The organism is Bacillus sp. XB1 (genome assembly GCF_053557995.1).
This window is the reverse complement of the sequence record NZ_JBNRIL010000001.1, coordinates 1,808,978-1,832,139: the sequence shown is the minus strand read 5'-3', so window position 1 is coordinate 1,832,139 and position 23,162 is coordinate 1,808,978. Positions and strand designations below refer to the sequence as shown.

Genomic DNA, 23,162 nt, shown 5'->3' with positions numbered 1-23,162 from the left:
AAAGGTAACTCTCTTTTTTGTATAGCTAAGCATCTTATAGAGTGGAGGAAGCAACATGAAGAAATGGGTAAAGGTAACGCTGTCTATCACTGGAGGCATTGTCTTATTAGCGTGTGCTGGTGGATATTACGTGTATAAAAATTATTTTCCAAAGGAACCTGAGCGTATTGTATATGATAAAGAAAGAGTGCTACAACCGATACATAATCAGCTTAAAGGAATCAATATAGAAAATGTAAAGATAAAAGAAAAAGAAGTCGTAAATGCGACTGTAGATGAGCTTCAAAAAATGATTGATGATGGAAAGTTGTCATATGAAGAATTAACGAGTATTTATCTCTTTAGAATACAAGAACATGATCAAAATGGAATAACATTAAATTCTGTTACAGAGATAAATCCTAATGCGATGGAAGAAGCAAGAAAGTTAGATCAAGAGCGGGGTAGAAACAAAAATTCGAATTTATATGGTATTCCTGTCGTTGTAAAAGATAATGTACAGACGGAAAAAGTGATGCCGACTAGTGCAGGAACTTATGTATTAAAAGATTGGATTGCAGATCAAGACGCAACAATTGTGAAGCAGTTGAAAGAAGAAGGAGCATTTGTTTTAGGAAAAGCGAATATGTCTGAGTGGGCGAACTATTTATCTTTTACAATGCCAAGTGGGTATAGCGGGAAGAAAGGACAAAATTTAAACCCGTACGGTCCGATTACATTCGATACTTCAGGATCAAGTTCAGGATCTGCTACAGTAGTTGCAGCAGATTTTGCACCGCTTGCAATTGGAACAGAAACGACGGGATCGATTGTTGCACCCGCGGCGCAGCAATCAGTAGTTGGGTTACGTCCATCTTTAGGTATGGTAAGCAGAACAGGAATTATTCCGTTAGCTGAAACTCTTGATACAGCAGGACCTATGGCAAGAACGGTAAAAGATGCAGCAACATTATTTAATGCAATGATAGGTTATGACGAAAAAGATGTTATGACAGAAAAAATGAAAGATAAAGAAAGAATTGATTATACAAAGGATTTATCGATAGATGGATTAAAAGGGAAAAAGATAGGGCTTCTTTTTTCTGTAGACCAACAAGATGAAAATAGAAAAGCAGTAGCAGAAAAAATTAGAAAACACCTTCAAGATGCAGGTGCGATATTAACTGATAATATCCAGTTAAGTGCTGAGGGTGTAGATAATTTGCAAACATTAGAATATGAGTTCAAGCATAATGTAAACGACTATCTTTCACAGCAAAAGAATGTACCGGTAAAATCGTTAGAAGAGATTATAGCGTTTAATAAAAAGGATAGTAAAAGACGAATAAAATACGGACAAACATTAATTGAAGGGTCTGAAAAATCTGTTATAACGAAAGAAGAGTTTGAAAACGTAGTGCAAACGAGTCAAGAAAATGCAAGAAAAGAGCTAGATAGGTATTTAGTAGAAAAAGGTTTGGATGCTCTAGTTATGATTAATAACGATGAAGTTCTTCTATCAGCTGTAGCTGGTTATCCGGAATTAGCGGTTCCTGCTGGATATGATAAAAATGGAGAACCAATCGGTGTAGTGTTTGTAGGGAAACAGTTTGGTGAAAAAGAGCTTTTCAATATTGGATATGCGTATGAACAGCAGTCTAAAAATAGAAAATTACCTAGTTTATAAAAGATTATATGAAAAATAACTGGAATCTAACAATATGAAAAGAAAAAAAGGATTCTTCTCAATTAGTAAGAAAGATTGTCTATAGGAGTTCATAAAATGTAATATATTCAATTTCCATCCATTGAAGGGGGAGGTTAATTCTTAATGAATGAAGTAAAGAGTTTTTTTCGAAGTAGAGGGTTTCAACGGTTTCTCGTTTTAATAATAGTAGCGCTTGTATTATACGCATTAAAAAGTATGATTAATTTAATATTAATTACGTTTATACTGACGTTTTTAATGGATCGATTTCAACGTTTTATTTCAAGAAAATTGAAAGTAAACCGGAAAATTGTTATTGCATGTTTATATATAATATTGGTTTCCTTTATAGGCACAACGTTATATAAATATTTACCTGTGCTGACGATACAAATTTCACAATTAATTTATCAGTTTAAACTATTTTTTCAAAATCCACCTGATAATGAAATCGTTAAATATGCACTTTCGACAATTAATGGGATGGAAGTATCAAAATATATAGAACAAGGTGTAGATGTCATCTATCAATCGATAGCAAATATAGGGAAGGTAAGTTTACAAATATTATTATCTCTAATTTTAAGCTTATTTTTCTTATTAGAAAAAGAGCGTATTATTACATTTACATCTAAGTTTAAAGATAGTAAGTTAAAAATCTTTTATGAGGAAATTGCATATTTTGGTGAAAGATTTGCAAGATCGTTCGGCAAAGTAATTGAGGCTCAGTTTTTAATTGCCGTTGTAAATTGTATTCTTACTGTCATTGCATTAATCGTTTTAGGATTTCCACAGCTACTTGTATTAGCTGTTATGATTTTCTTACTAGGGTTGATTCCTGTTGCAGGTGTGATTATTTCTTTGTTTCCACTTTGTATCATTGCTTACAACGTAGGCGGAGTTATGTACGTAGTATACATACTCGTATTCATAACAGTAATCCACGCTCTTGAAAGTTATTTTTTAAATCCGAAGTTTATGTCTGCAAAAACAAATTTACCAATATTCTACACATTTATGATTCTTATCTTCTCAGAGCATTTCCTCGGAATATGGGGGCTTATTATCGGGATACCAATCTTTATCTTTTTATTAGATGTACTTGATATAAATAATGAGGATGCGACTAAAAAATAAGAAATGATAGAAAATCACAAAAAGTCATAGGAGATAATGAAAATAAAAAGCAATCCAAAATAAATTGGATTGCTTTTTATTTTCATTAAAGAACCGGAGCCATTGTTTCTTTCAATACTTGAACAGAGTGATCGAATTTTAATTCTTCATCTTCACTTAATTCAACTTCTAAAATTTCACGAACACCGCCGCGATTTAAAACAGCAGGTACCCCTATATAAACATCTTTTTGACCATATTGCCCTTCTAAGTAAGCTGATACAGTTAATACACTATTTTCGTCGTTTAAAATTGCTTTTGTAACACGTAGAAGTGACATGCCGATACCATAATAAGTTGCGCCTTTACGCTCAATAATATGGTAAGCTGCATCACGGACGTTTATGAAAATTTTGTCTAAATCTTCTTGATTATACGTGTTGTCTTTTTCAAGCAGTGTTTGTAGTTTTTGGATACCAACGGAAACATGGCTCCAAACTGGAAGTTCAGTATCGCCGTGTTCTCCGATAATATAAGCGTGAATGTTGTGTGGACCAATATCGAAGTACTCACCTAACATATAGCGGAAACGAGCAGAATCAAGCGTTGTACCAGAACCGATTACACGTTCTTTCGGTAAACCAGATTCTTTCCAAGTTACATAAGTTAAAATATCTACAGGGTTTGTTGCGATTAAGAAGATGCCATCAAATCCGCTATCCATAATACTGCGAACGATTTGTTTAAAGATTTTGGCGTTTTTCTCAACTAAATCTAAACGTGTTTCGCCTGGCTTTTGTGGTAATCCAGCTGTAATAACTACAAGGTCAGCATCTTTACAATCTTCGTAGCTGCCTTTCCATACTCTAGTTGGAGCTGGTGCGAATGGAACAGCATGACTTAAATCCATTGCTTCTCCTTCAGCTTTTGCCTCATTTACATCGACTAAAACAAATTCTTCAGCTACGGCTTGGTTAATCATGCAGTAAGCATAACTACATCCAACTGCTCCTGTTCCTACTAATACAACACGGTTAATACCTTTTTTCATTTCAAAATTCCTCGCAATTTCATTGGTTTTGTTATGTAAGATAATACGTCTTACTTCTATAGAGTCATATCTAGTTTATTACATTTTATAAAAGATATTCAAGTATTTGAAAATGTATCCGTGCAAATCCGCGAACAAAACATAGGAATTCAGTGAACCGAATATAATTCAGTAAAATCCTTTGTAAAAGGGGAAATGGCATGGGGAACCCATTAGCAATGGAAGAAATGCTTCATATTATTCATGCAGGGCTTTTTAAAAAGAATAACCCAAAACGGATTACGATTGCAGGTGCAGGGATTTCTGGATTAGTTGCAGGTTCTTTATTAAAAGAGGCTGGGCACGAAGTAACGATTATAGAAGCAAATAACAGAATAGGTGGCAGGGTGTATACGATTCGGGAACCATTTAGTGTGGGTTTATATTTTAATGCGGGACCGATGAGAATCCCTGACACCCATAAGTTAACCTTAGCGTATATTCATAAATTTAAACTACCTTTAAACCTTTTTATAAATAAAACTTTTGCAGATATCATTTATACGAATAACATTCAAACGAGATTGAATGTGTTTGAAAATGAGCCAAGTGTACTTGAATATCCGGTTTTGGATAAAGAAAAAGGAAAAACGGCAGAAGAGCTAATGATTGAAGTATTAGAACCAATACTAAATTATATTAAGAAGGATCCTGATAAAAACTGGCTTATCGTTGAAAAAAAGTATAAAACGTATTCGCTTGGTTCATTTTTAATGGAGTATTATTCAGATGGTGCAATAGATATGATTGGGGTACTTCTTGATATGGAAGCTTATATGGGAATGTCCTTAATTGAAGTATTACGTGAAATGATTTTCTTTACTTCAACAACGAAATATTATGAAATAACTGGTGGAATGGATAAGTTATCGAATGCATTCTTACCACAATTAAGGGAACATATTTTAATGCAGTATAAGGTTGATAAAATTATACAAGAAGATAATAAAGTAATGTTACAAGGAAATCATGAACAAACGCTAGAGCAATTTACAATAACAAGTGATTTTGCTATTATTACAATTCCATTTTCAGCGTTAAGATTTGTAGAAGTTCAGCCATACTATTTATTCTCTTATTTTAAAAAAAGAGCAATTCGTGAATTAAATTATATTGCTGCAACTAAAATTGCAATAGAGTTTAAAAGTAGATTTTGGGAGAAAGCGGGACAGTGTGGAGGTAAATCTATTACTGATTTACCGATACGGTTTACATACTATCCGAGTTATGGCATTCATACTCCAGGACCAGCTATCGTTATAGCAAGTTATACGTGGGCAGATGAGGCGTTAACATGGGATAGTCTCCCGCAAAGAGATCGTATTCGTTACGCATTAAAAAATTTAGCGGAAATATACGGTGACATCGTCTATAGTGAGTTTGTCACTGGAACATCTTTTAGCTGGAGTAAAAATCCGTATTCTTGCGGTGCATTTACAGCTTTCGAACCAGGCCAAGAGCTCGAGTTATTTCCGTATATTACACCACCATCTGGAAAAGTACACTTTGCAGGAGAGCATACGACATTAACACATGGGTGGATGCAAGGGGCAATTGAGTCTGGAGTTAGAGTTGCATATGAAGTCAATGAACAGTGAATCTCTTATATTTACAAATGGTCATTCTTTTAATAAAATAATAAGTATAAATCGTAATTATTACGCTTTGAATACATTTGAAGTAAAGAAATGGATGGTCGGTTGAATGAATAAAGTGGAGATTCATATATTAGGTGGTTTTTTAGGTAGTGGAAAATCAACATTATTACAAAATTTATTGTTAGCAGAGAAAAAGAAGAATAGAAAAGTTGCAGTATTAATGAATGAAATTGGTGAATACTCAGTAGATACAGATATTATTGGAAAAGAGAATGTTTTAAGAGAACTTCTTAAAGGATGTATTTGTTGTACATTAAAAGAAGAGCTTGAAATACAATTACATTCGTTATACCAACAAGAAAGACCAGATGTAATTTATATAGAAACGACAGGTGTTGCGCATCCAATTGAAGTGTTAGACGCGTGTGTCTCGCCAATTTTAGCTCCTTTTCTGGAAGTGAAATCAATTGTAGTCGTTTTAGATGCAGTAAGGTGGTTAAATCGAAGTATATTAAGTGCAAATGTACAACAGCTATTGCATGAGCAACTTAAATTTGGTAGTCACATTCTTGTTAATAAAGCAGATTTACTAACAGATGAAGATAAGAACACAGTATTTGAAGAAGTAAAGGCAATAAATGATCATGCGAAAATGTATGAGACAAAGTATTGTAATATATCTTTAAAAGATATAGAAGAAGCAGAATTTCCAAATGATGAGGAACATGAGACACTACATGTCAAACAGCATTTACATATACAAACGATGACATATCAATTTACGAAACCGATTGATCAAGACAAATTATATGAATGGCTTTCGAATTTACCAGATAGTATTTATCGAGTGAAAGGTTTTGTGAAATTCCATGGAGATAAATACCCTCACCTATTCCAATATTCGTTCGGAGTACCAACTTTATTAGAACAAGACTTCGGTTTCCCGACAAACTTAGTAGTAATAGGAGAAGGACTAGATAAGAAACAATTGGCTGAAGGGTTAGAGAAAGTAGAACTTAACTCTAATTAAGGGGAAAAGACTAACTTAAAAATAAGTTAGTCTTTTTGTATGGTCATTACTGAAATGAAACAGTATTTTCAATTGGATTGCAGAATATATATTGATTGTATGTCCGTTTCCATTACATAGGAAGGTGATTATATATTTGTGCCGAATGTAGAGGGTACTACAAGAGTTTTCCATTATCTATCGAATTAGTTAGTCATGATTACGGACAGGGGATTTTGGCGTGTTTGATTCTATCAGAAAGTAAAGTATGGGGAGGATCACAATGTCGATGAAAAAACGTAAGTGGCTAAAGACAATGTTTACTGGTTGTGTTTTAGGTTCGTTATTAATAACGGCAGCTTGTTCAGGAAAGAAAACAAGTACAGAGGATGAAAAAACGATTAAGGTAGGAGTTCTTGCTTCTTTAACAGGACCGCTAGAATCGTATGGAAAACAAACAGTGAACGGATTTGAATTAGGGTTAGACTATGCAACTGGTGGAACTGGGAAAGTAGATGGGAAAAAGATTAAGTTTGTTGTAGAAGATACAGAAACGAAAGCGGATGTAGCAGTTAAAAAAGCTACGAAGTTATTAGAAGAAGAGAAAGTTGATTTTTTAGTTGGATCGTCTAGTTCAAGTGATACGTTAGCGGTTTTACCACTGGCCGGGGAATATGAAAAGATTATGGTTGTAGAACCGGCAGTTGCGGATAGTATTACCGGGAAGAACTGGAATAAATATATTTTTAGAACTGGAAGAAGTTCCTCACAAGATGCGATTGCAGGAGCAGCAGCAATTGCGAAAAAAGATGTAAAGATTGCGACATTTGCCCCAGATAACGCTTTTGGTCGTGAAGGGATTGCTGCATTTAAAGCGGGTGCGAAAAAATTAGGTGCGAACATTGTGAATGAGCAATACGCGGATACAAATTCAACAGATTTTACAGCGAATATTCAAAATATCATTAGTTCAAAACCAGATTATTTATTTATCGTTTGGGCAGGGGCAAATTCACCTTGGAAACAGTTGAAAGATATGAATGTGGAAGCGCAAGGTATTAAAATTTCTACAGGTGCGCCAGATATACCAGCATTAAAAACAATGGATGCATTAGTAGGTATGCAAGGTTTTTCTGTATATTATCACACACTTCCAAAAAATAAAGTGAATGATTGGCTAGTTGAAGAGCATAAAAAACGTTTTAATGGTGCAGTGCCAGATTTGTTTACAGCGGGAGGAATGTCGGCAGCAATTTCTATTGTAGAAGCTTTAAAGAAAACAAAAGGTGATACAGATGTAGATACATTGATTAAGAAAATGGAAGGAATGGAATTTGATACACCGAAAGGAAAGATGAAGTTTAGAGAGAAGGACCACCAAGCGATGCAGACGCTGTATTCTATCACATTGAAAAAGCAAGATGGTGTTGATTATCCGGTGCCAGTGTTAGAGCGAGAATTAACGATGAAAGAAACAGAACCACCAGTTCAAAATAAATAGACTGAATTTTCTGTTGTTTTTGTATAAAGAGGGGGGGACCCTCTTTATACATATTTCTTTCATACTCACGGCTTTAAAGGGAGGGATTTCGTGACACATTTGCTAGAGACGAAAAATCTTAGCGTATCTTTTGGTGAACATCATGTTATTAAAGATGTAAATTTAACTGTCCAAAAAGGAAAGCTCATTTCTATTATCGGGCCAAATGGTGCGGGGAAGACAACATTATTTAATTTACTAAGTGGACAGATTTTACCTACAACAGGTGAAGTGTATTTTAAAGGGCAAGATATTACAAAACTATCGATTTCAGATCGAACACGCTTAGGAATCGGTCGCTCTTTTCAGCTTACAAACATATTCCCAGAATTAACGGTACTTGAAAATGTCCGTTTAAGTGTTCAATCATTCGTACAAGATTACTATAGTTTTTTCCCGAGTTCAGCAAAATTAAAGCAACAAGTTGGAGAGGCGAGACGTTTCTTAAAAACAGTATTACTTCACGAGAAAGAGAACGTATTAGCGAAAGATTTGGCACATGGAGAGAAAAGAAAGCTAGAACTTGCGATGTTATTAGCTTTAAAAACGGATGTGTTATTGCTTGATGAGCCGACGGCAGGTATTTCGGTTGAGGAAGTCCCTGCTATATTACAAGTGATTGAAAATATTAAGAAACATCCAGAGAGCACAATTGTACTTATCGAACACAAAATGGATATGATATTAGGTTTGTCAGATCATCTTATCGTTTTATTTCATGGAGAGTTATTGGCTGAAGGATTGCCAGAAGAAATTATGAAAGATGAGCGTGTACAAAGTGCTTATTTAGGGGGATTATATAGTGGCACTATTACAAGTGAATAATATAGAAACGTATTTAGATCAGTTTCATATTTTGCAAGGAGTATCTCTTACTGTTGAGAAAGGGACGATTACTGTACTGTTTGGTAGAAACGGGGCAGGGAAAACAACGACATTACGTTCAGTTATGGGGTTTCACCGGATTGCAGATGGTGAAATTTATTATGATAGTGCAAAAGTAAGTGGATTACCTACACATTTAATTTCAAGGAAAGGAATAGGGTATGTACCAGAAAATCAAGGTATTTTTCATGATTTGACAGTAGAAGAAACATTCGCTCTTGCTAGGGGGAAAGGTGAAGAAGTAGAAGGGAAAATAGAGTGGATGCTGGAACTATTTCCGGATTTAAAGCAGTTTTGGAATAAGAAAAGTGGGCTCTTGAGCGGAGGGCAAAAGCAAATGTTGGCTATTTCAAGAGCGTTTATTAATAGTGATGGATTATTACTTATTGATGAACCGAGCAAAGGGCTATCCCCGATAATGGTGGAGAAATTAATGGTAGCTATTTTGAAGATGAAAGAGAAAACAACAGTTTTACTTGTTGAGCAAAATTTTATGATGGCTAGTCAAATTGGTGATTATTTTTACATTATGGATAACGGACGAATTGTTCATAACGGTTTTATGAATGAATTAAAAAAGGATAAGGAAATGTGTCATAAATATTTAGGAATCTCTTAACATGAATCCGAGGTGAAAAGGATGGATGTGTTAATCAATTTATTTGTAAATGGGATTTCAACAGGGATGCTCATTTTTTTGTTAGCATCAGGTCTTTCACTTATTTTCGGTCTAATGAGCGTTTTAAACTTTGCACACGGTGGTTTATTTGCATGGGGAGCATTTACAGGTGTTTGGTTATTTAATATGACAGGAAGTTATATATTAGCTTTAGTTGGAGCAGTAGCCATGGGAATGTTCCTAGGATTTATTTTAGAAAGGTTTCTTATTAGACCGGTATATGGAAATCATGTTCGACAGCTGCTCGTTACGCTTGGAGGAATGCTCGTTCTTAGTGAGTGTATTAAAATATTTTGGGGGCCAAACCCTATTAGTGCAAAATTACCGTTATGGTTACAAGGAAGTTTTACATTCGGAGGTATTATATTAATTAAATATCGTCTATTTGTTATTTTGATTGGGATAATTATTTACATCGCACTACTACTATTACTCAAAAAGACGAAGATAGGTCTTATGATCCGTGCAGGTGTAATGGATAAAGAAATGGTTCAAGCGCTTGGTATTAATGTAAAAGCGATATTTTCTTTCGTCTTTTTATTAGGAGCAGGGATGGCAGCTTTGGGAGGATTCTTATTAGCGCCGTATTCGGGCGTTATTTTCGCCGAGATGGGCATGCAGTATGCAATTTTAGCTTTTATAGTAGTAATTATCGGTGGATTAGGAAGCGTCCAAGGTTCAGCTATTGCTTCTTTAATTGTCGGATTAGCTGGTGCTTTTACAGCGTATTTTATACCAGATTTATCACTTGCAATTAATATGTTAATGTTACTATTTTTCTTAATAGTGAAGCCAACTGGACTTGTTGGTGAAAAGGGGTGAAATGGTGAACAACACATCGGACCGAATTAAAGTATACTTTGGAGTATGTATGCTCATTTGTTTAAGTGTATTTCCGTTCGTAAATGATTCAAGGAGCCTGTTAATTTTGTTCACTCAAATCTTCATCTTTGCTATTTTTGCAATGAGTTTTGATGTATTGCTTGGGTATACAGGAATTGTATCGTTCGGTCATTGTATGTTCTTTGGGATAGGAGCATATGGGGTAGCGCTTTTATTTGATCGACAAGGCGTATCAATAACGAACTTTTTAATTGGAATAGTAGCTGCAATTATCATTTCAGCAATCGTTAGTTATATAATTGGTTTACTTTCTTTACGGCTGAAAAGTCATTTTTATGCAATGTTAACACTTGCTATTTCACAGTTGTTTTTCGTCCTTGCTGAAAAATGGCGTGGGCTCACTCACGGAGGAGATGGTTTTACATTTGGGGTACCAGACGTATTCCGTGATCGTTTTACGTTTTATTATGTAACACTTATATGTTTACTTATCATTTTTGTTCTCTTACGTCTTTTCACCAAATCTTCTATTGGAAAAGTATTAAAAGCAATTTCACAAAATGAGCAACGTGTTGAAGCACTAGGATATAAAGTGCTTCATTATAAAATTATTGCTAGCATTGTTGCAGGAGTAGTAGCTGCGATTAGCGGTGGTTTATTTGTGATCACATTGCGTTTTGTTAATACGACTGTATTTTCAATTGAAATGACATTAAATGCATTATTGATGACGATGATTGGTGGGGTTGGAACGTTAATTGGAGCAATTGCAGGAGCTGGAATTATTGAATCCCTAAAATATTATTTATCAGAACTAGCTACAGAGTATCCGATCTTTGAACGATGGACGATTATTCTTGGTTTATTGTACATTATCGTATTACTAGTTTTCCCGAAAGGATTAGTTGGTACAGTTAAGGGACTGAAGAATATGAAACGGAATAAGAAGGAGAAAAGTGCAGAAGTGGAGCAAAATGTGTGAAAAATCAATTGTATAGAATATGAAAATCCCTCTTTTAGATTCATAAAGGAGGGATTTTTTATTAACCAAATAGTTCATCAGGGATTTGTTTGAAAGAGTTTTGATTTGTAAAAAAATGAACAGCTAATTTCTCAACTGGAACATCTTCAATTGGTACCAATTTATCATTTTTAATTGGCAAAAAGGCTATCCCTTTTCCGTCCTGAATAAACTCTTCCATAAGCGAATAAGAATCTAATTGTTGAAGTTGACGCTGAGATAAATTATTTTCTTTTAGAAATTGTATCGTCTTATTTCTAAAAGGACACTTTTTGTCATTACTAACGAAGAAGAGTTCCTTTGAATAGTCAATGATACATTTTTCTTGATCTTTTAGTAAGCCTATAGAAATTGAAGTAGTAAATACTTTTTTAAAACCTGCACCAGAATCATCCTCATAAGTGATGACCATATCAACTTTTTGTTGCTGCAGTAATTTTGGCAAATGACTACTATTTTCTACATATATTTGATAATTCATGAAATTTTCTTTAATACGCTTACTTAAATAATTAGTCAAAATCGATTGTGACGTCGCGATTATATAAGAAGACCCACTTGTTTTAATTTTATCTTTCGCTTCTTCTAATAGAGTTAATATTTGATTCGTGTAATCTAATAAAATGTCACCAGAAGGTAATAAGGAAACGCCTTTGTTATCTCTATGTAGTAAAGGCGTTTCTAATTCTTGTTCTAATTTTTTGATTCGCTCAGTTACGTTCGGTTGAACATAACCTAACTCTTTAGCAGCTTTACTAATAGAACCCTCACTGGCTACAGTTTTGAATATAATAAGATCATTTATTTCCATATATCTCAGCCCCTTATGCACTATCATTATAAATGATACCAAACATAATTTATACCTATTTTACGTTAGCTACTTATCGATTTATCATAATGTATATAAGATTGAAAGCGAGTGATAAACATGATTGGAATGCAATATAAGGTCATTTTGCCAAAGGATTATGACATGGAAATTATTAAGAAAAGGGTAAAGGATAATGGTTATAAAACTGATGGTTTCCAAGCACTAAATTTTAAAGCTTATTTAATTACGGAAACGGAGAAAGACGGGAATTTTTATAACTGCTATGCACCTTTATATATTTGGAATGGTCATGAAGGGATGAATAAATTTATCTTTGAAGGGTATTACGATAATATTTTACAATCGTTTGGTTGGCAACAAATACATATAGGTGTTCCATTAGTTGTTAATCTAAGTGATGATTTTAAGAAATGTAAGTATGTTGTTGAATACGTGGGGAGTATTTCTCAAAAGAATTCATTGATTGAAACTCAATTTAACTTTTTTAATAAGAATGTCCAGAATACAGAAAATTGTAAAGGGAATGTAATAGTGTATAACCCAGATAAGTGGGGATATAGTCAGTTTGAATTTTATGAAGTAAAGCCTGAAATTGAAGAGATAGGGGATATTACATTATATGAGGTTTTACACATTTCACAGTAGATGCGGAATTGAAATAGAAATAAATTATTTATAAAAAATCCATTTTGATTCAAGTAATAATGTTCAAAATGGACTTTTCTTAATTATCTTATGTATATTCAAAACAAATTACTGTTTTTCTTAATTCTTTATTAAAGAATAAGTAAATACGATCGGCACCATAAGCTTGAAAATAATATCCTGTAACAAATCCAACATATGTAAAGGGATGTCCATATTCATCTTTTGGTACATATAGAAGATTCGTAAAGTCAAAAATTTCGTCTTCGTTATCGCAGTCTTCTAATAATTCTTCACCTTCTTCTGTCATAAAACGAACATCATCTAGGATACCATTTACCACAGGATAATTTAATCCCCAGCCATTTGTTTGTTTTTCAGCAAACTCTTGTTCTAATACTTCTACAGATGTTATTTCTTTTCCTAAGCTAGAATAAGGATAAATTTTTTGATTACGTTGAAAATACTCTTTACGGATTTGATAATCTCTTTTATTACTCTCATAGGCTTGTTCTATTATGTCAGAATTATTTTGTTCGATTTCGAAATAATTCCAATCCGCTTCAAATTTATATTTTCCATTAATGACATCGAATCCTAATGTATCTGCTTTCGTAAAATTTGTGTGAAATGGTTTGGTGAAATCACCCACGCAACCATCATGGATTTCTTTTGCTGACACAATATGTACCCATTCGTCCAATTCCGGTTCAATACATTGTAAGTTTATAGAACAAATGGGTAAAAAGTGCTTTTTATGTTGTTCCAAATCATCATAAAATATGTCTTCATATTCAGGGAATGGTTTTATAAATTGTTTAGAAATATGCATGTTCTGCCCACCTTTATATTAGTGATTTGTTTAATTTTATCATTTTATTTTAATTTTTTCTTATTTAAAAATTTATGATACACATAGTTATGGGAATAAAGAGTTCGTAAGTAAGGTGGATGTCTTATTGTTAAAATTTTATCATATGTCGAACAGTTGAGAGATGAAGCAAAGTAAGACTTCATACTTATACATAGCCTTATTACATTCGACACATAACGACAATATGCTGTTCATTTATCTGTTAGTATAATATATAGTTTTTGGGGATTTTTATCATTTTTACATTGGGGGAAGGGAATTTATGTTTAAAAAAATCGCGACAGTCACTTTAGCAGGGACGTTAGCTTTCAGTTTATCGGCATGTGATGAGAAGAAAGAAGTAGCTAAAACTGTATCAAATAATACGAAGGAAGAGCAAAGTAGTGCCAAAAAAGAAAATACGAAGAATGAAGATACAAGAGAATATAATGTTGAAAAAACTACTCAAATTAGAAATCAAAAATTAACAGTCCATAAAGTACAAATAGCACAAGTGGCAGAATATGATAAGCTGGAAAAAGGTAATGAGTTTGTTATTGTTCATGTTACAGTAGAGAATATTGGTAATCAAAAAGTTAGAATTAATCCATTAGATTTTTACCTTAAAAGAGGAGATGGAAGTATCGTGGACCATACATTTTCAACTAGTAATAAAAATATTTTTAAAATTAAAGATGTAGATCCAAACGGTAAGTTAACAGGAGCCATAACATTTGAAGCGAAAAAAGGTGATTCTAATCTTGAATTAATTTATAGACCTGATGTTATGTCTAAAGAGGAAGTAAAAGTAGAACTTAAATGATTTATCCCGTAAGAGCCCAATTGGTGTAAACAAGAGCCTTTTATGCAAACTTATACAAGTTTTACATGAAGACGGTATGCTCAAATGAATTTACGGTACGATAAAAGAAAATAATAGATTAGAAGACGATGTGAATTTCAAACATATTGTTTTGAAAACAAAAAATAAATGCATGATAAGGATTGGCGTTGGAGCTTAATCCTTTTTTTATGGAGATGTAGAGAATGGCAAGTAGACCTAATACTACACGAGTGATGCCTTTAGTTAAGTAAAAGTAAGTTGAGCTATATAAAAAATGTGATTTTCTCTTGCATTACTATCACTTGAGTGGTAAAGTGATAGTAAGATTCACGATAGGAAGTGATCAAACATGCGTGATAATACGATAGGATCATTAATATGGTTACGTTTAATACGATTTACGAACCAAAGTAATCAAATGTCAAATGAGTTTTTAAAACGTTTTGATTTAACGACAGCTCAATTTGATGTGCTTTTGCAAATACGTACGTATCAACCACTAACACAAATGGAGTTAGCTGAAAAGGTAACTGTTACACAAGGTGGCATTTCTCGAATGTTAACTCGTCTTGAAAAAGAAGGATATATTGTACGAAAACAAGATTGGAAAACGAAAACAATTAGTCTTACAGAGCAAGGAGAAGCAGCTTTAGAGAGAGCATTGCCAGAGCAACTTGCATTTCAATCTTCGTTTTTTGATGATGTATTAAATGAAGAAGAGCAGAAAATATTATATGAGCTGATGACGAAAGTTCATAAGCATAGTGAGAAAAAAGAATTACCGCAAGAGTAATTTTTTTTACATTATCAATTGACTAATCAAGTGAAGGTGTAGGTAATACGTAGATATACCTGACTTACCAACGTTTTTAGAAAAAAACTAATACTACTTTATTAAAGGGGAGAGTAACTATGGAAAAATACCGTATAGATATAAGAAAAGGAATTGAGTTTGGATTATATTCAATTGGTGATCATGTTTTAAATCCACATAATGGGGAGAAAATTACGCCAGAGAAAAGAATTCACGAACTAATTGATACAGCTAAGTTAGCAGATGAGGCAGGGCTTGATGTGTTTGCTGTCGGTGAAAGTCATCAAACGCATTTTACAACACAAGCTCATACAGTTATTTTAGGAGCTATTGCACAAGCTACGAAAAATATAAAAATTGCAAGTTCAGCAACGATATTAAGTACATCTGACCCAGTTCGAGTATATGAGGATTTCGCTACAATTGACTTGATTTCTAATGGACGTGCAGAAATTGTGGCTGGTCGTGGATCTCGTATTGGGGGATATAGTTTACTTGGTTATAACGTGAATGATTATGAAGAATTATTCGAAGAGAAGATGGATCTTTTATTAAAAATTAATAACGAGGAACATGTCACATGGAATGGACAGTTCAGAGCACCGCTCGCACATGCATCGGTTATTCCGAGAGCGAAAAATAATAACTTACCAATTTGGCGTGCGGTTGGAGGTCCACCAGCTAGTGCAATTAAAGCAGGACGTGCAGGTGTACCAATGATGATAACAACACTTGGTGGTCCAGCAATTAACTTTAAAGTGTCAGTAGATGCTTACCGCGAGGCGGCTGTACAAAGTGGATTTGATTCAGCTAGTTTACCAGTTGCGACAACGAGTTTATTTTATACGGCAAAAAATTCACAAGATGCACTTAGTGAATATTACCCTCACATTAATGCTGGTATGCTTACACTGCGCGGTGGTGGGTATCCGAAACAGCAATTTACAAATGCAATAGATTACCGTGATGCTTTAATGGTTGGTAGCCCACAACAAATCATTGAGAAAATGCTGTACCAATATGAATTATTTGGCCAACAACGCTTTATGGCACAAATTGATTTTGGCGGTGTACCATTTGATAAAATTGAGAAAAATATTGAATTAATTGCTACTGAAATTTTACCAGCCGTTAGAAAACATACAGCAAAATAAATAAAAAAACTGAGAGTCTAATCGACTTTCAGTTTTTTTATTTGTTCTGGAAAAATGACAAAAAAATGAACTTTTAGTCGAGGAAGAGGGAAGTTATTTTCTATTTTTGAATAACATTATTTCGAGTTTGAATTTTAAAAATACATTTTTCTCTTGACAAAAAACAAGCGTTTATCGAGGGTGGTTTCGAGGACATTTTTTCGGGTGAAAGTCAAGTGTATGAAGAGAAAAACGATTGTTTTATAGATATAAAAGTAAGAAGTATATTGAAAAAACACATTTTGCTAATGAGAAAAATCTGATTCAAAAAAATGACAAAAGACATATTTCAGACAAAATGATGTCAATAATACGTCAAAAATAACCTGAATTTACTATGCAGGTATATTATACAATTCGATTAACGAATAAAACACTACAGAAATAGTGAAAAGGTAAAAAATAGCATTACAATAGTTTGGAAAACTGAAACTTCATATTTTTCGACAATACATACAAAATGTTTTTGTCTTTTCGTATTTCTTAATAATTGAGTTTGATAAGATTGCTCAATTAACTTTTATTATAAAAACTATGAAGGAAGTGATTTTAGTATGGAAACGCTCGAATTGGCACGAATACAGTTCGCATCAACAACGATTTTCCATTACTTTTTTGTTCCGCTGTCAATTGGTTTAGCTTTTATTATTGCGATCATGCAAACGTTGTATGTGGTAAAAGGGCAAGAAGTATATAAGAAGATGGCAAAGTTTTGGACGCAATTATTCCTTATTAACTTTGCAGTAGGTGTAGTAACAGGTATTTTACAAGAATTCCAGTTTGGTATGAACTGGTCAACGTATTCACGTTTTGTAGGTGATGTATTTGGTCCATCACTTGCGATTGAAGGATTACTGGCATTTTTCATTGAGTCTACATTCCTGGGTTTATGGGTATTCGGTGAGGATAAATTACCGAAGCGAATTCACTTAATGTGTATTTGGCTCCTTTCAATTGGAACGATGTTATCAGCATTCTGGATTTTAACTGCAAGTGCATTTATGCAGTCACCTGTCGGGTATGAAATGGCAGCTGATGGTCGTGCGCAAATGAATGATTTCTTAGCCATTATTCAAAACCCACAACTATGGGTACAATTCCCGCATACAATTACAGCGGCAATTGCAACAGGTGCATTCTTTATTGCTGGTGTAAGTGCATGGAAAATTAAAAAAGGACAAGAAACTGTAGTATTTAAAAAATCTTTCCGAATTTCTATCATTGTTGGAACAATTACAACGGCGCTTGTATTATTCTTCGGTCATGCACAAGCGCAACAATTAATTAAGACACATCCAATGAAGATGGCGGCAGCTGAAGCGCTATGGAATACAAGTGAGGATCCAGCACCATTTACAGTATTTTCGAAAATTGATACAGAGAAGAAAGAAAATTCGTTTGAAATTCAAATCCCTTATATGCTAAGTCTATTATCGTATGATAAGTTTAGCGGTCAAGTTGAAGGGATGAATCAAATTCAAAAACAATATGAGGAAAAATATGGACCTGGAGATTATATTCCTCCAGTGCATACAATGTTTTGGAGTTTTAGAGCGATGGTAATGAGTGGAACATTCATGCTTCTTCTAGGAGCTTACGGATGGTTCTTATCAAGAAAAGATCGTTTAGCGGAAAAAACGTGGTATTTAAAATTAATGGTGTATGCAATTTCTCTTCCATTCATCGGTAATACAGTAGGGTGGATTATGACTGAAATGGGTCGTCAACCTTGGGTTGTATTTGGTGTAATGAAAACAGAAGATGCTGTATCACCAAATGTAACATTCGGTGAAGTATTATTCTCACTTATTTCATTCACATCAATGTATTTAATTATGGGTGGAATTTGTGTGTACTTATTTGTTCGTACCATTAAGGGCCACACGAATAAGAAAACGAAAAAGGATTATCAAAGCCATGATCCATTTGATAAGGAGGAAGAGTATGTTATCTCTTAATGAGTTATGGTTTTTAGTTATTGCAATCTTGTTTGTTGGATTCTTCGTACTGGAAGGTTTCGACTTTGGGGTAGGAATGGTTTCGAGGTTTTTAGGAAAGAATGATTTTGAAAAACGAGTTTACTTAAATACAATAGGACCGTTCTGGCACGCGAATGAAGTATGGCTTGTTTGTGCTGGCGGAGCGATGTTTGCGGCATTTCCGCACTGGTATGCAACTTTATTTAGTGGTTTTTATATTCCGTTTGTATTTATGCTTCTTGCTTTAATTTTAAGAGGTGTTTCCTTTAAATTTCGTGCGAAAATAGATAATCATAAATGGAAGAGTGCATGGGATTGGGGAATGTTTATTGGAAGTATGTTACCTCCTATCCTTTGGGGAGTTGCGATTGCAAACTTTATGGTAGGTGTACCTATTGATGAGAGTAAAAATGTTGTAGGTGGATTCCTGCAATTACTTCATCCATTTGCGTTACTTGGAGGAGTAATGTTTCTCCTACTATGTATTGTTCACGGATTACAATTTCTTACGATACGTACAACTGGTAAATTGAGAGAACGTGCACGAATTGCTGCAATAAAAATTGCACCATTTTCATTAATTACACTTCTTGTTTTTGCTGGTGTGGGGTTATGGAAAACCGACATTTTCACTGCTCATGGAACAGAATGGATTATGGTGCCAATCGGAGCTTTTGTAGCACTATTAGTGTCCACTTTATTAAATAAAAGAAGAAGAGATGGTTGGGCTTTCTTTATGACGAGTTTAACAATCATTTTACTAAGTGCGAGTGTATTTATCGGTATGTTCCCACGTGTTATGATTAGCTCTTTAGGAGCAATGAATGATTTGACAATTTACAACGCAGCATCAGGAGCTTATGCATTAAAACTTATGACTTACTTTGCGATTGCTATTTTGCCTTTCGTTATCGGAAGTCAAATATGGAGTTATTATGTATTTAGACAACCTGTTAAGTCAGACAACGATTTGGAGTACTAATGAAAAGAAAAAGAGGACTTCCGTCTTATCCCGGTAGCCGTATTTTATATGTAGCGTTAACGATTATTAGTATTTTAGAAGCTTTTAGTATTATTGCGCAAACAATCTTTTTAGCACGAGCTATTACGTTTTTATTTCATGGAGAGACAGTACAAACAATATTAAGTGAAATTGTTTATTTTGGTATCGCGTTTGCAGCGCGTCATATAGTAGTTCGAACATCACAAATATTAGTGGAACGTTTTGCTGAAAAAACAGGGTCGTTACTAAGAAAACAACTAGTAGAGGCATATTTCACATTAGGTCCAAGGTATGTTCAAACTGTTGGGACTGGTCATCTGGTTACCTTATCAATTGAAGGGATTGAGAAATTTAAAACATATATTGAATTAACGATTCCTAAAATGATTAGAAGTAGCATCGTTCCAGGTCTAATTGTACTATATGTTTTTACGCTAGATATTGAGTCTGGAATCATTTTAGTTGTAACGATTCCTATCGTGATCATATTTATGATTCTTCTCGGATTAGCAGCGCAAAAAATGGCAGATAGTCAGTACGAGATATATCGTGTACTTTCGAACCATTTTGTAGATACGTTAAAAGGTTTAGAAACATTAAAGTATTTAGGGAAAAGTGAACAGCACGAAGGAAAGATTGAAAAAGTAAGTAAAAGGTATAGAAAAGCAACGATGCGTACTTTGCGAGTTGCTTTTCTTTCTTCTTTTGCATTAGATTTCTTTACGAGTTTATCAATTGCGTTTGTGGCAGTTGGATTAGGGATACGTTTAATAGATGGAACGATTATACTATTACCAGCCCTTACAATTTTGATTTTAGCTCCGGAATATTTTCTGCCGATTAAACAAGTGGGAGCAAATTATCATGCGACATTAGATGGACAAATTGCGATGGAGCAAATAGAAGAGATTTTGCAACAACAAAAAGGAATACAAAAGAAAGATTTAAATGAAGATATAGTATGGAATGCCTCTAGTAGCTTGAAATTACAAGACATCAAAGTTAATAATACTGAATCTGAAAAGGCTATATTAGAAGGAATTAATTTTACTTGGGAAGGTAACGGTGCTATTGGTGTTATTGGTAAAAGTGGTGCAGGCAAATCGACGTTAATCGACGTATTAGCAGGTTTTTTATCTCCTTCGAGTGGAAAGATGTTAGTAAATGGTGTAGAAGTTGATGGATCTACTCGTGAAGATTGGCAAAAAAATATCGCTTATATTCCGCAGCAACCTTATATTTTTCCGCTTTCATTAAAGGATAACATTCGTTTTTATGAAACAAATGCAACAGATGAAGAAGTTGAAAGAGTTATTAATGAAGTCGGCCTTCGTTCACTCGTTACATCACTTCCAAATGGGATGCACGAAAGAATTGGAGAAGGTGGACGTATGCTAAGTGGCGGACAAGAACAGCGTGTTGCTATGGCGCGTGCGCTTTTAAGTAAAAAACCAATCATTTTATTAGATGAGCCTACGGCACATCTTGATATTGAAACCGAATTTGAAATAAAGCAAGCGATGTTACGTCTATTTAATGGAAAGTTAGTATTTTTAGCAACCCACCGTCTACATTGGATGAAACAAATGGACCATATTCTTATTTTAAATAAAGGGGAAATGAAAGAAAGTGGGACGTATGAAGAACTTTTAGAGAATGAGACATTACATTTTCATAGGGAAGAGAGGGGAGAGAAATGAGTAACTGGGTTAAACCTTATATAAAACAAAATAAAGGTAGAATGACTTTAACTATTTTCCTTGGTCTTCTTGGAGTTAGTTCAGGAGCGATGTTACTTTTTATTTCAGGTTATTTGATCTCAAAATCTGCCCTTAGACCAGAAAATGTAATGGCTGTATATGTTCCTATTGTTGCAACAAGAGCGTTTAGTATAGGGCAAGCTGTATTTCATTATATAGAGCGCTTAGTCGGACATGATGTCGTACTACGTATATTAGAAAAAATGAGAACGAGGCTATATAGAATAGTAGAACCACAGGCGTTATTTTTCCGTTCTCGATTTCAAACGGGTGATATGTTAGGAGTGTTATCCGAAGATATAGAGCATTTGCAAAACCTATATTTACGTACAATATTTCCTAGCATATTAGCGCTAGTTGTTTATAGTATCTTCGTACTTGTTATCGGTGCATTTGATTTTGTTTTTGCACTTATTGTAGGTTGTATGTTAGCTATTATCGTTTTTCTTCTTCCGTTTGTATCATTACTTTTGATGAAGAAACATCATGTTACTTTAAAGCAAGGAAGAAACCGTTTGTATCAACAACTGACAGATGCTGTTTTTGGATTATCCGATTGGCAAGCAAGTGGTCGTAAAGATGAATTTATTAATGAGTATGTAAAACAAAATGATCAGTTGTTAAAAATCGAAAAGAGAGTGAAACGCTGGTATCATATTCGGGACAGTATCATTCAATTAGTAGTAGGTATTGTAGTTATTTCGATGATCATATGGACTGGGAATGAAGCGGCAAGTGAACAAATTGCTCCTACAGTTATCGCAGCTTTCGTATTAATGACTTTATCTGTAACGAACGCGCTTATTCCTATTGCAGATGCCATCGATCGAATACCGTCGTATGTAGAATCTACCCATCGTCTTAATGGCGTAGAAAGTGATAGTGTTTTACATGATGAAACGGATTTGCATGGAGAGAAAGATTATATTGAACCAAAACATGTAGATATTGAACTGAATCACGTATCGTATAGTTATCCAGATAGTAATGAGATTGTATTAAAAGATGTATCATTACAAATAAAAGCAGGGAAGAAAATTGCTATTTTAGGGAGAAGTGGGACAGGGAAATCTACTTTACTAAAATTGTTAACAGGGGCGTTAAGCCCAGTAAATGGCCAAGTTGTACTAAATGGTGAACGAGCTAATACGAATCTTTTATCTAAATATATTTCTGTATTAAATCAAAAGCCGCATTTGTTTGATACGACAATTGGAAATAATGTACGAATTGGCAAACCAGAGGCGACGGATGAAGAGATATGGAAAGCTTTAGAGAAAGCACAATTAGCTTCACATGTTACTTCTCTTCCAGACGGATTACAAACAAAAATGCATGAAATGGGAAAGCGGTTTTCTGGTGGGGAAAGACAAAGGGTTGCTTTTGCTAGAACTCTTATGCAAGAAACACCAATTATTGTACTTGATGAACCGACTATCGGTTTAGATCCAAAAACAGAATTGTCTTTAATTGAAACAATGTTTTCTGCAACGGAAGAAAAGACTGTTATTTGGATTACGCACCATCTTGTAGGAATAGAACATGTAGACGAAGTTATATTCCTTGATCGTGGCCAAATTGTCATGCAAGGTAGTCATAAACAACTTCTGAAAGAAAATGAAAAGTATCGTAAACTTTATGAGTTAGATAAAGGAATATAATTTGAATAAGCAATAATTGCAAAAATAGCTACGCCTAATGGTGGAGCTATTTTTTTTGTTAGATTGCAGGTGTATATGATTGTTACGAATTAAAAATGAATTTCATA

General features: G+C 34.1%; 20 protein-coding genes. 17 read left to right on the top strand and 3 right to left on the bottom strand.

Annotation, left to right across the window (positions count from 1 at the left end):
• The first annotated feature begins 55 nt into the window (after positions 1-55).
• Together ACK1U5_RS09280 and ACK1U5_RS09275 are read left to right on the top strand one after the other, a co-directional pair.
• Positions 56-1,666 carry an amidase family protein gene (locus ACK1U5_RS09280; protein WP_069605404.1) on the top strand — a complete coding sequence of 537 codons (1,611 nt, stop codon included), beginning with the start codon at positions 56-58 and terminating at the stop codon, positions 1,664-1,666.
• Between the two features lie 144 nt (positions 1,667-1,810).
• Positions 1,811-2,824 carry an AI-2E family transporter gene (locus ACK1U5_RS09275; protein WP_001006597.1) on the top strand — a complete coding sequence of 338 codons (1,014 nt, stop codon included), beginning with the start codon at positions 1,811-1,813 and terminating at the stop codon, positions 2,822-2,824.
• A gap of 85 nt (positions 2,825-2,909) precedes the next feature.
• Here the strand turns inward: ACK1U5_RS09275 and ACK1U5_RS09270 are convergent, their stop codons facing one another.
• On the bottom strand, positions 2,910-3,854 hold the full coding sequence (locus tag ACK1U5_RS09270) for an L-lactate dehydrogenase (RefSeq protein WP_000715321.1): 945 nt from the start codon (positions 3,852-3,854) through the stop codon (positions 2,910-2,912).
• A 200-nt stretch (positions 3,855-4,054) separates the two neighbouring features.
• Here ACK1U5_RS09270 and ACK1U5_RS09265 point away from each other — a divergent pair, with 200 nt between their 5' ends.
• The 7 genes from ACK1U5_RS09265 (at position 4,055) to ACK1U5_RS09235 (ending at position 11,429) form a co-directional block, all read left to right on the top strand.
• Positions 4,055-5,491 (top strand): flavin monoamine oxidase family protein, encoded by a 1,437-nt coding sequence (locus tag ACK1U5_RS09265; protein ID WP_069605403.1) that lies wholly within the window; start codon positions 4,055-4,057, stop codon positions 5,489-5,491.
• Between the two features lie 106 nt (positions 5,492-5,597).
• Complete coding sequence (locus ACK1U5_RS09260) at positions 5,598-6,521, top strand: CobW family GTP-binding protein (RefSeq protein ID WP_001044939.1); 924 nt, start codon at positions 5,598-5,600, stop codon at positions 6,519-6,521.
• A 262-nt stretch (positions 6,522-6,783) separates the two neighbouring features.
• Positions 6,784-8,001, top strand: coding sequence for a substrate-binding domain-containing protein (locus ACK1U5_RS09255; RefSeq protein WP_000062000.1), 1,218 nt, complete (start codon positions 6,784-6,786; stop codon positions 7,999-8,001).
• A gap of 90 nt (positions 8,002-8,091) precedes the next feature.
• Positions 8,092-8,865, top strand: a complete 774-nt coding sequence (locus tag ACK1U5_RS09250; protein WP_000149321.1) for an ABC transporter ATP-binding protein — start codon at positions 8,092-8,094, stop codon at positions 8,863-8,865.
• Positions 8,843-9,544: an ABC transporter ATP-binding protein gene (locus ACK1U5_RS09245; protein ID WP_001196709.1), complete on the top strand. Its 702-nt coding sequence runs from the start codon at positions 8,843-8,845 to the stop codon at positions 9,542-9,544. The genes ACK1U5_RS09250 and ACK1U5_RS09245 overlap by 23 nt, the downstream gene beginning before the upstream one ends.
• Positions 9,545-9,565: 21 nt before the next feature.
• The gene (locus ACK1U5_RS09240) at positions 9,566-10,426 is read left to right on the top strand and encodes a branched-chain amino acid ABC transporter permease (RefSeq protein ID WP_000382787.1); all 861 of its coding nucleotides are present in this window, start codon (positions 9,566-9,568) and stop codon (positions 10,424-10,426) included.
• A gap of 49 nt (positions 10,427-10,475) precedes the next feature.
• Entirely contained in the window at positions 10,476-11,429 is a 954-nt protein-coding gene (locus ACK1U5_RS09235) for a branched-chain amino acid ABC transporter permease (protein WP_002004900.1), read from the top strand.
• A 61-nt stretch (positions 11,430-11,490) separates the two neighbouring features.
• On the opposite strand, the gene ACK1U5_RS09230 is transcribed toward ACK1U5_RS09235, so the two are convergent.
• Complete coding sequence (locus ACK1U5_RS09230; protein WP_000405005.1) at positions 11,491-12,279, bottom strand: LysR family transcriptional regulator; 789 nt, start codon at positions 12,277-12,279, stop codon at positions 11,491-11,493.
• Between the two features lie 120 nt (positions 12,280-12,399).
• On the opposite strand from ACK1U5_RS09230, the gene ACK1U5_RS09225 reads away from it, so the two are divergent.
• A complete protein-coding gene (locus tag ACK1U5_RS09225) occupies positions 12,400-12,948 on the top strand; it encodes a DUF4865 family protein (protein ID WP_069605402.1) in 549 nt (182 codons plus the stop codon).
• 88 nt (positions 12,949-13,036) lie between these two features.
• Here ACK1U5_RS09225 and ACK1U5_RS09220 read toward each other — a convergent pair whose 3' ends face one another.
• The gene (locus ACK1U5_RS09220; protein ID WP_044584359.1) at positions 13,037-13,780 is read right to left on the bottom strand and encodes a hypothetical protein; all 744 of its coding nucleotides are present in this window, start codon (positions 13,778-13,780) and stop codon (positions 13,037-13,039) included.
• 304 nt (positions 13,781-14,084) lie between these two features.
• On the opposite strand from ACK1U5_RS09220, the gene ACK1U5_RS09215 reads away from it, so the two are divergent.
• The 7 genes from ACK1U5_RS09215 (at position 14,085) to cydC (ending at position 23,055) form a co-directional block, all read left to right on the top strand.
• A complete protein-coding gene (locus tag ACK1U5_RS09215) occupies positions 14,085-14,624 on the top strand; it encodes a DUF4352 domain-containing protein (protein WP_069605401.1) in 540 nt (179 codons plus the stop codon).
• A gap of 370 nt (positions 14,625-14,994) precedes the next feature.
• Positions 14,995-15,438: a MarR family winged helix-turn-helix transcriptional regulator gene (locus tag ACK1U5_RS09210; protein ID WP_001205523.1), complete on the top strand. Its 444-nt coding sequence runs from the start codon at positions 14,995-14,997 to the stop codon at positions 15,436-15,438.
• Positions 15,439-15,557: 119 nt separating this feature from the next.
• Entirely contained in the window at positions 15,558-16,613 is a 1,056-nt protein-coding gene (locus ACK1U5_RS09205) for an LLM class flavin-dependent oxidoreductase (protein WP_069605400.1), read from the top strand.
• A gap of 593 nt (positions 16,614-17,206) precedes the next feature.
• Positions 17,207-18,610 (top strand): cytochrome ubiquinol oxidase subunit I, encoded by a 1,404-nt coding sequence (cydA, locus tag ACK1U5_RS09200; RefSeq protein ID WP_069605399.1) that lies wholly within the window; start codon positions 17,207-17,209, stop codon positions 18,608-18,610.
• Positions 18,597-19,613: a cytochrome d ubiquinol oxidase subunit II gene (gene cydB / locus ACK1U5_RS09195; protein ID WP_000950083.1), complete on the top strand. Its 1,017-nt coding sequence runs from the start codon at positions 18,597-18,599 to the stop codon at positions 19,611-19,613. The genes cydA and cydB overlap by 14 nt, the downstream gene beginning before the upstream one ends.
• Entirely contained in the window at positions 19,613-21,334 is a 1,722-nt protein-coding gene (gene cydD, locus ACK1U5_RS09190; protein ID WP_069605398.1) for a thiol reductant ABC exporter subunit CydD, read from the top strand. The genes cydB and cydD overlap by 1 nt, the downstream gene beginning before the upstream one ends.
• Positions 21,331-23,055, top strand: a complete 1,725-nt coding sequence (gene cydC / locus ACK1U5_RS09185) for a thiol reductant ABC exporter subunit CydC (protein WP_000073648.1) — start codon at positions 21,331-21,333, stop codon at positions 23,053-23,055. Before cydD ends, cydC begins: the two co-directional genes overlap by 4 nt.
• The last annotated feature ends 107 nt before the right edge of the window (positions 23,056-23,162 follow it).

Excerpts from the sequence above, each read along its gene's own strand:
- ACK1U5_RS09280 (WP_069605404.1), top strand. The coding sequence starts at position 56 with ATGAAGAAATGGGTAAAGGTAACGCTGTCTATCACTGGAGGCATTGTC.
- ACK1U5_RS09275 (WP_001006597.1), top strand. The coding sequence starts at position 1,811 with ATGAATGAAGTAAAGAGTTTTTTTCGAAGTAGAGGGTTTCAACGGTTT.
- cydD (WP_069605398.1), top strand. The coding sequence starts at position 19,613 with ATGAAAAGAAAAAGAGGACTTCCGTCTTATCCCGGTAGCCGTATTTTA.
- ACK1U5_RS09260 (WP_001044939.1), top strand. The coding sequence starts at position 5,598 with ATGAATAAAGTGGAGATTCATATATTAGGTGGTTTTTTAGGTAGTGGA.
- ACK1U5_RS09215 (WP_069605401.1), top strand. The coding sequence starts at position 14,085 with ATGTTTAAAAAAATCGCGACAGTCACTTTAGCAGGGACGTTAGCTTTC.
- ACK1U5_RS09230 (WP_000405005.1), bottom strand. The coding sequence starts at position 12,279 with ATGGAAATAAATGATCTTATTATATTCAAAACTGTAGCCAGTGAGGGT.
- cydC (WP_000073648.1), top strand. The coding sequence starts at position 21,331 with ATGAGTAACTGGGTTAAACCTTATATAAAACAAAATAAAGGTAGAATG.
- ACK1U5_RS09255 (WP_000062000.1), top strand. The coding sequence starts at position 6,784 with ATGTCGATGAAAAAACGTAAGTGGCTAAAGACAATGTTTACTGGTTGT.
- ACK1U5_RS09270 (WP_000715321.1), bottom strand. The coding sequence starts at position 3,854 with ATGAAAAAAGGTATTAACCGTGTTGTATTAGTAGGAACAGGAGCAGTT.
- cydA (WP_069605399.1), top strand. The coding sequence starts at position 17,207 with ATGGAAACGCTCGAATTGGCACGAATACAGTTCGCATCAACAACGATT.
- ACK1U5_RS09265 (WP_069605403.1), top strand. The coding sequence starts at position 4,055 with ATGGGGAACCCATTAGCAATGGAAGAAATGCTTCATATTATTCATGCA.
- ACK1U5_RS09210 (WP_001205523.1), top strand. The coding sequence starts at position 14,995 with ATGCGTGATAATACGATAGGATCATTAATATGGTTACGTTTAATACGA.
- ACK1U5_RS09240 (WP_000382787.1), top strand. The coding sequence starts at position 9,566 with ATGGATGTGTTAATCAATTTATTTGTAAATGGGATTTCAACAGGGATG.
- ACK1U5_RS09235 (WP_002004900.1), top strand. The coding sequence starts at position 10,476 with ATGCTCATTTGTTTAAGTGTATTTCCGTTCGTAAATGATTCAAGGAGC.
- ACK1U5_RS09225 (WP_069605402.1), top strand. The coding sequence starts at position 12,400 with ATGATTGGAATGCAATATAAGGTCATTTTGCCAAAGGATTATGACATG.
- cydB (WP_000950083.1), top strand. The coding sequence starts at position 18,597 with ATGTTATCTCTTAATGAGTTATGGTTTTTAGTTATTGCAATCTTGTTT.
- ACK1U5_RS09205 (WP_069605400.1), top strand. The coding sequence starts at position 15,558 with ATGGAAAAATACCGTATAGATATAAGAAAAGGAATTGAGTTTGGATTA.
- ACK1U5_RS09220 (WP_044584359.1), bottom strand. The coding sequence starts at position 13,780 with ATGCATATTTCTAAACAATTTATAAAACCATTCCCTGAATATGAAGAC.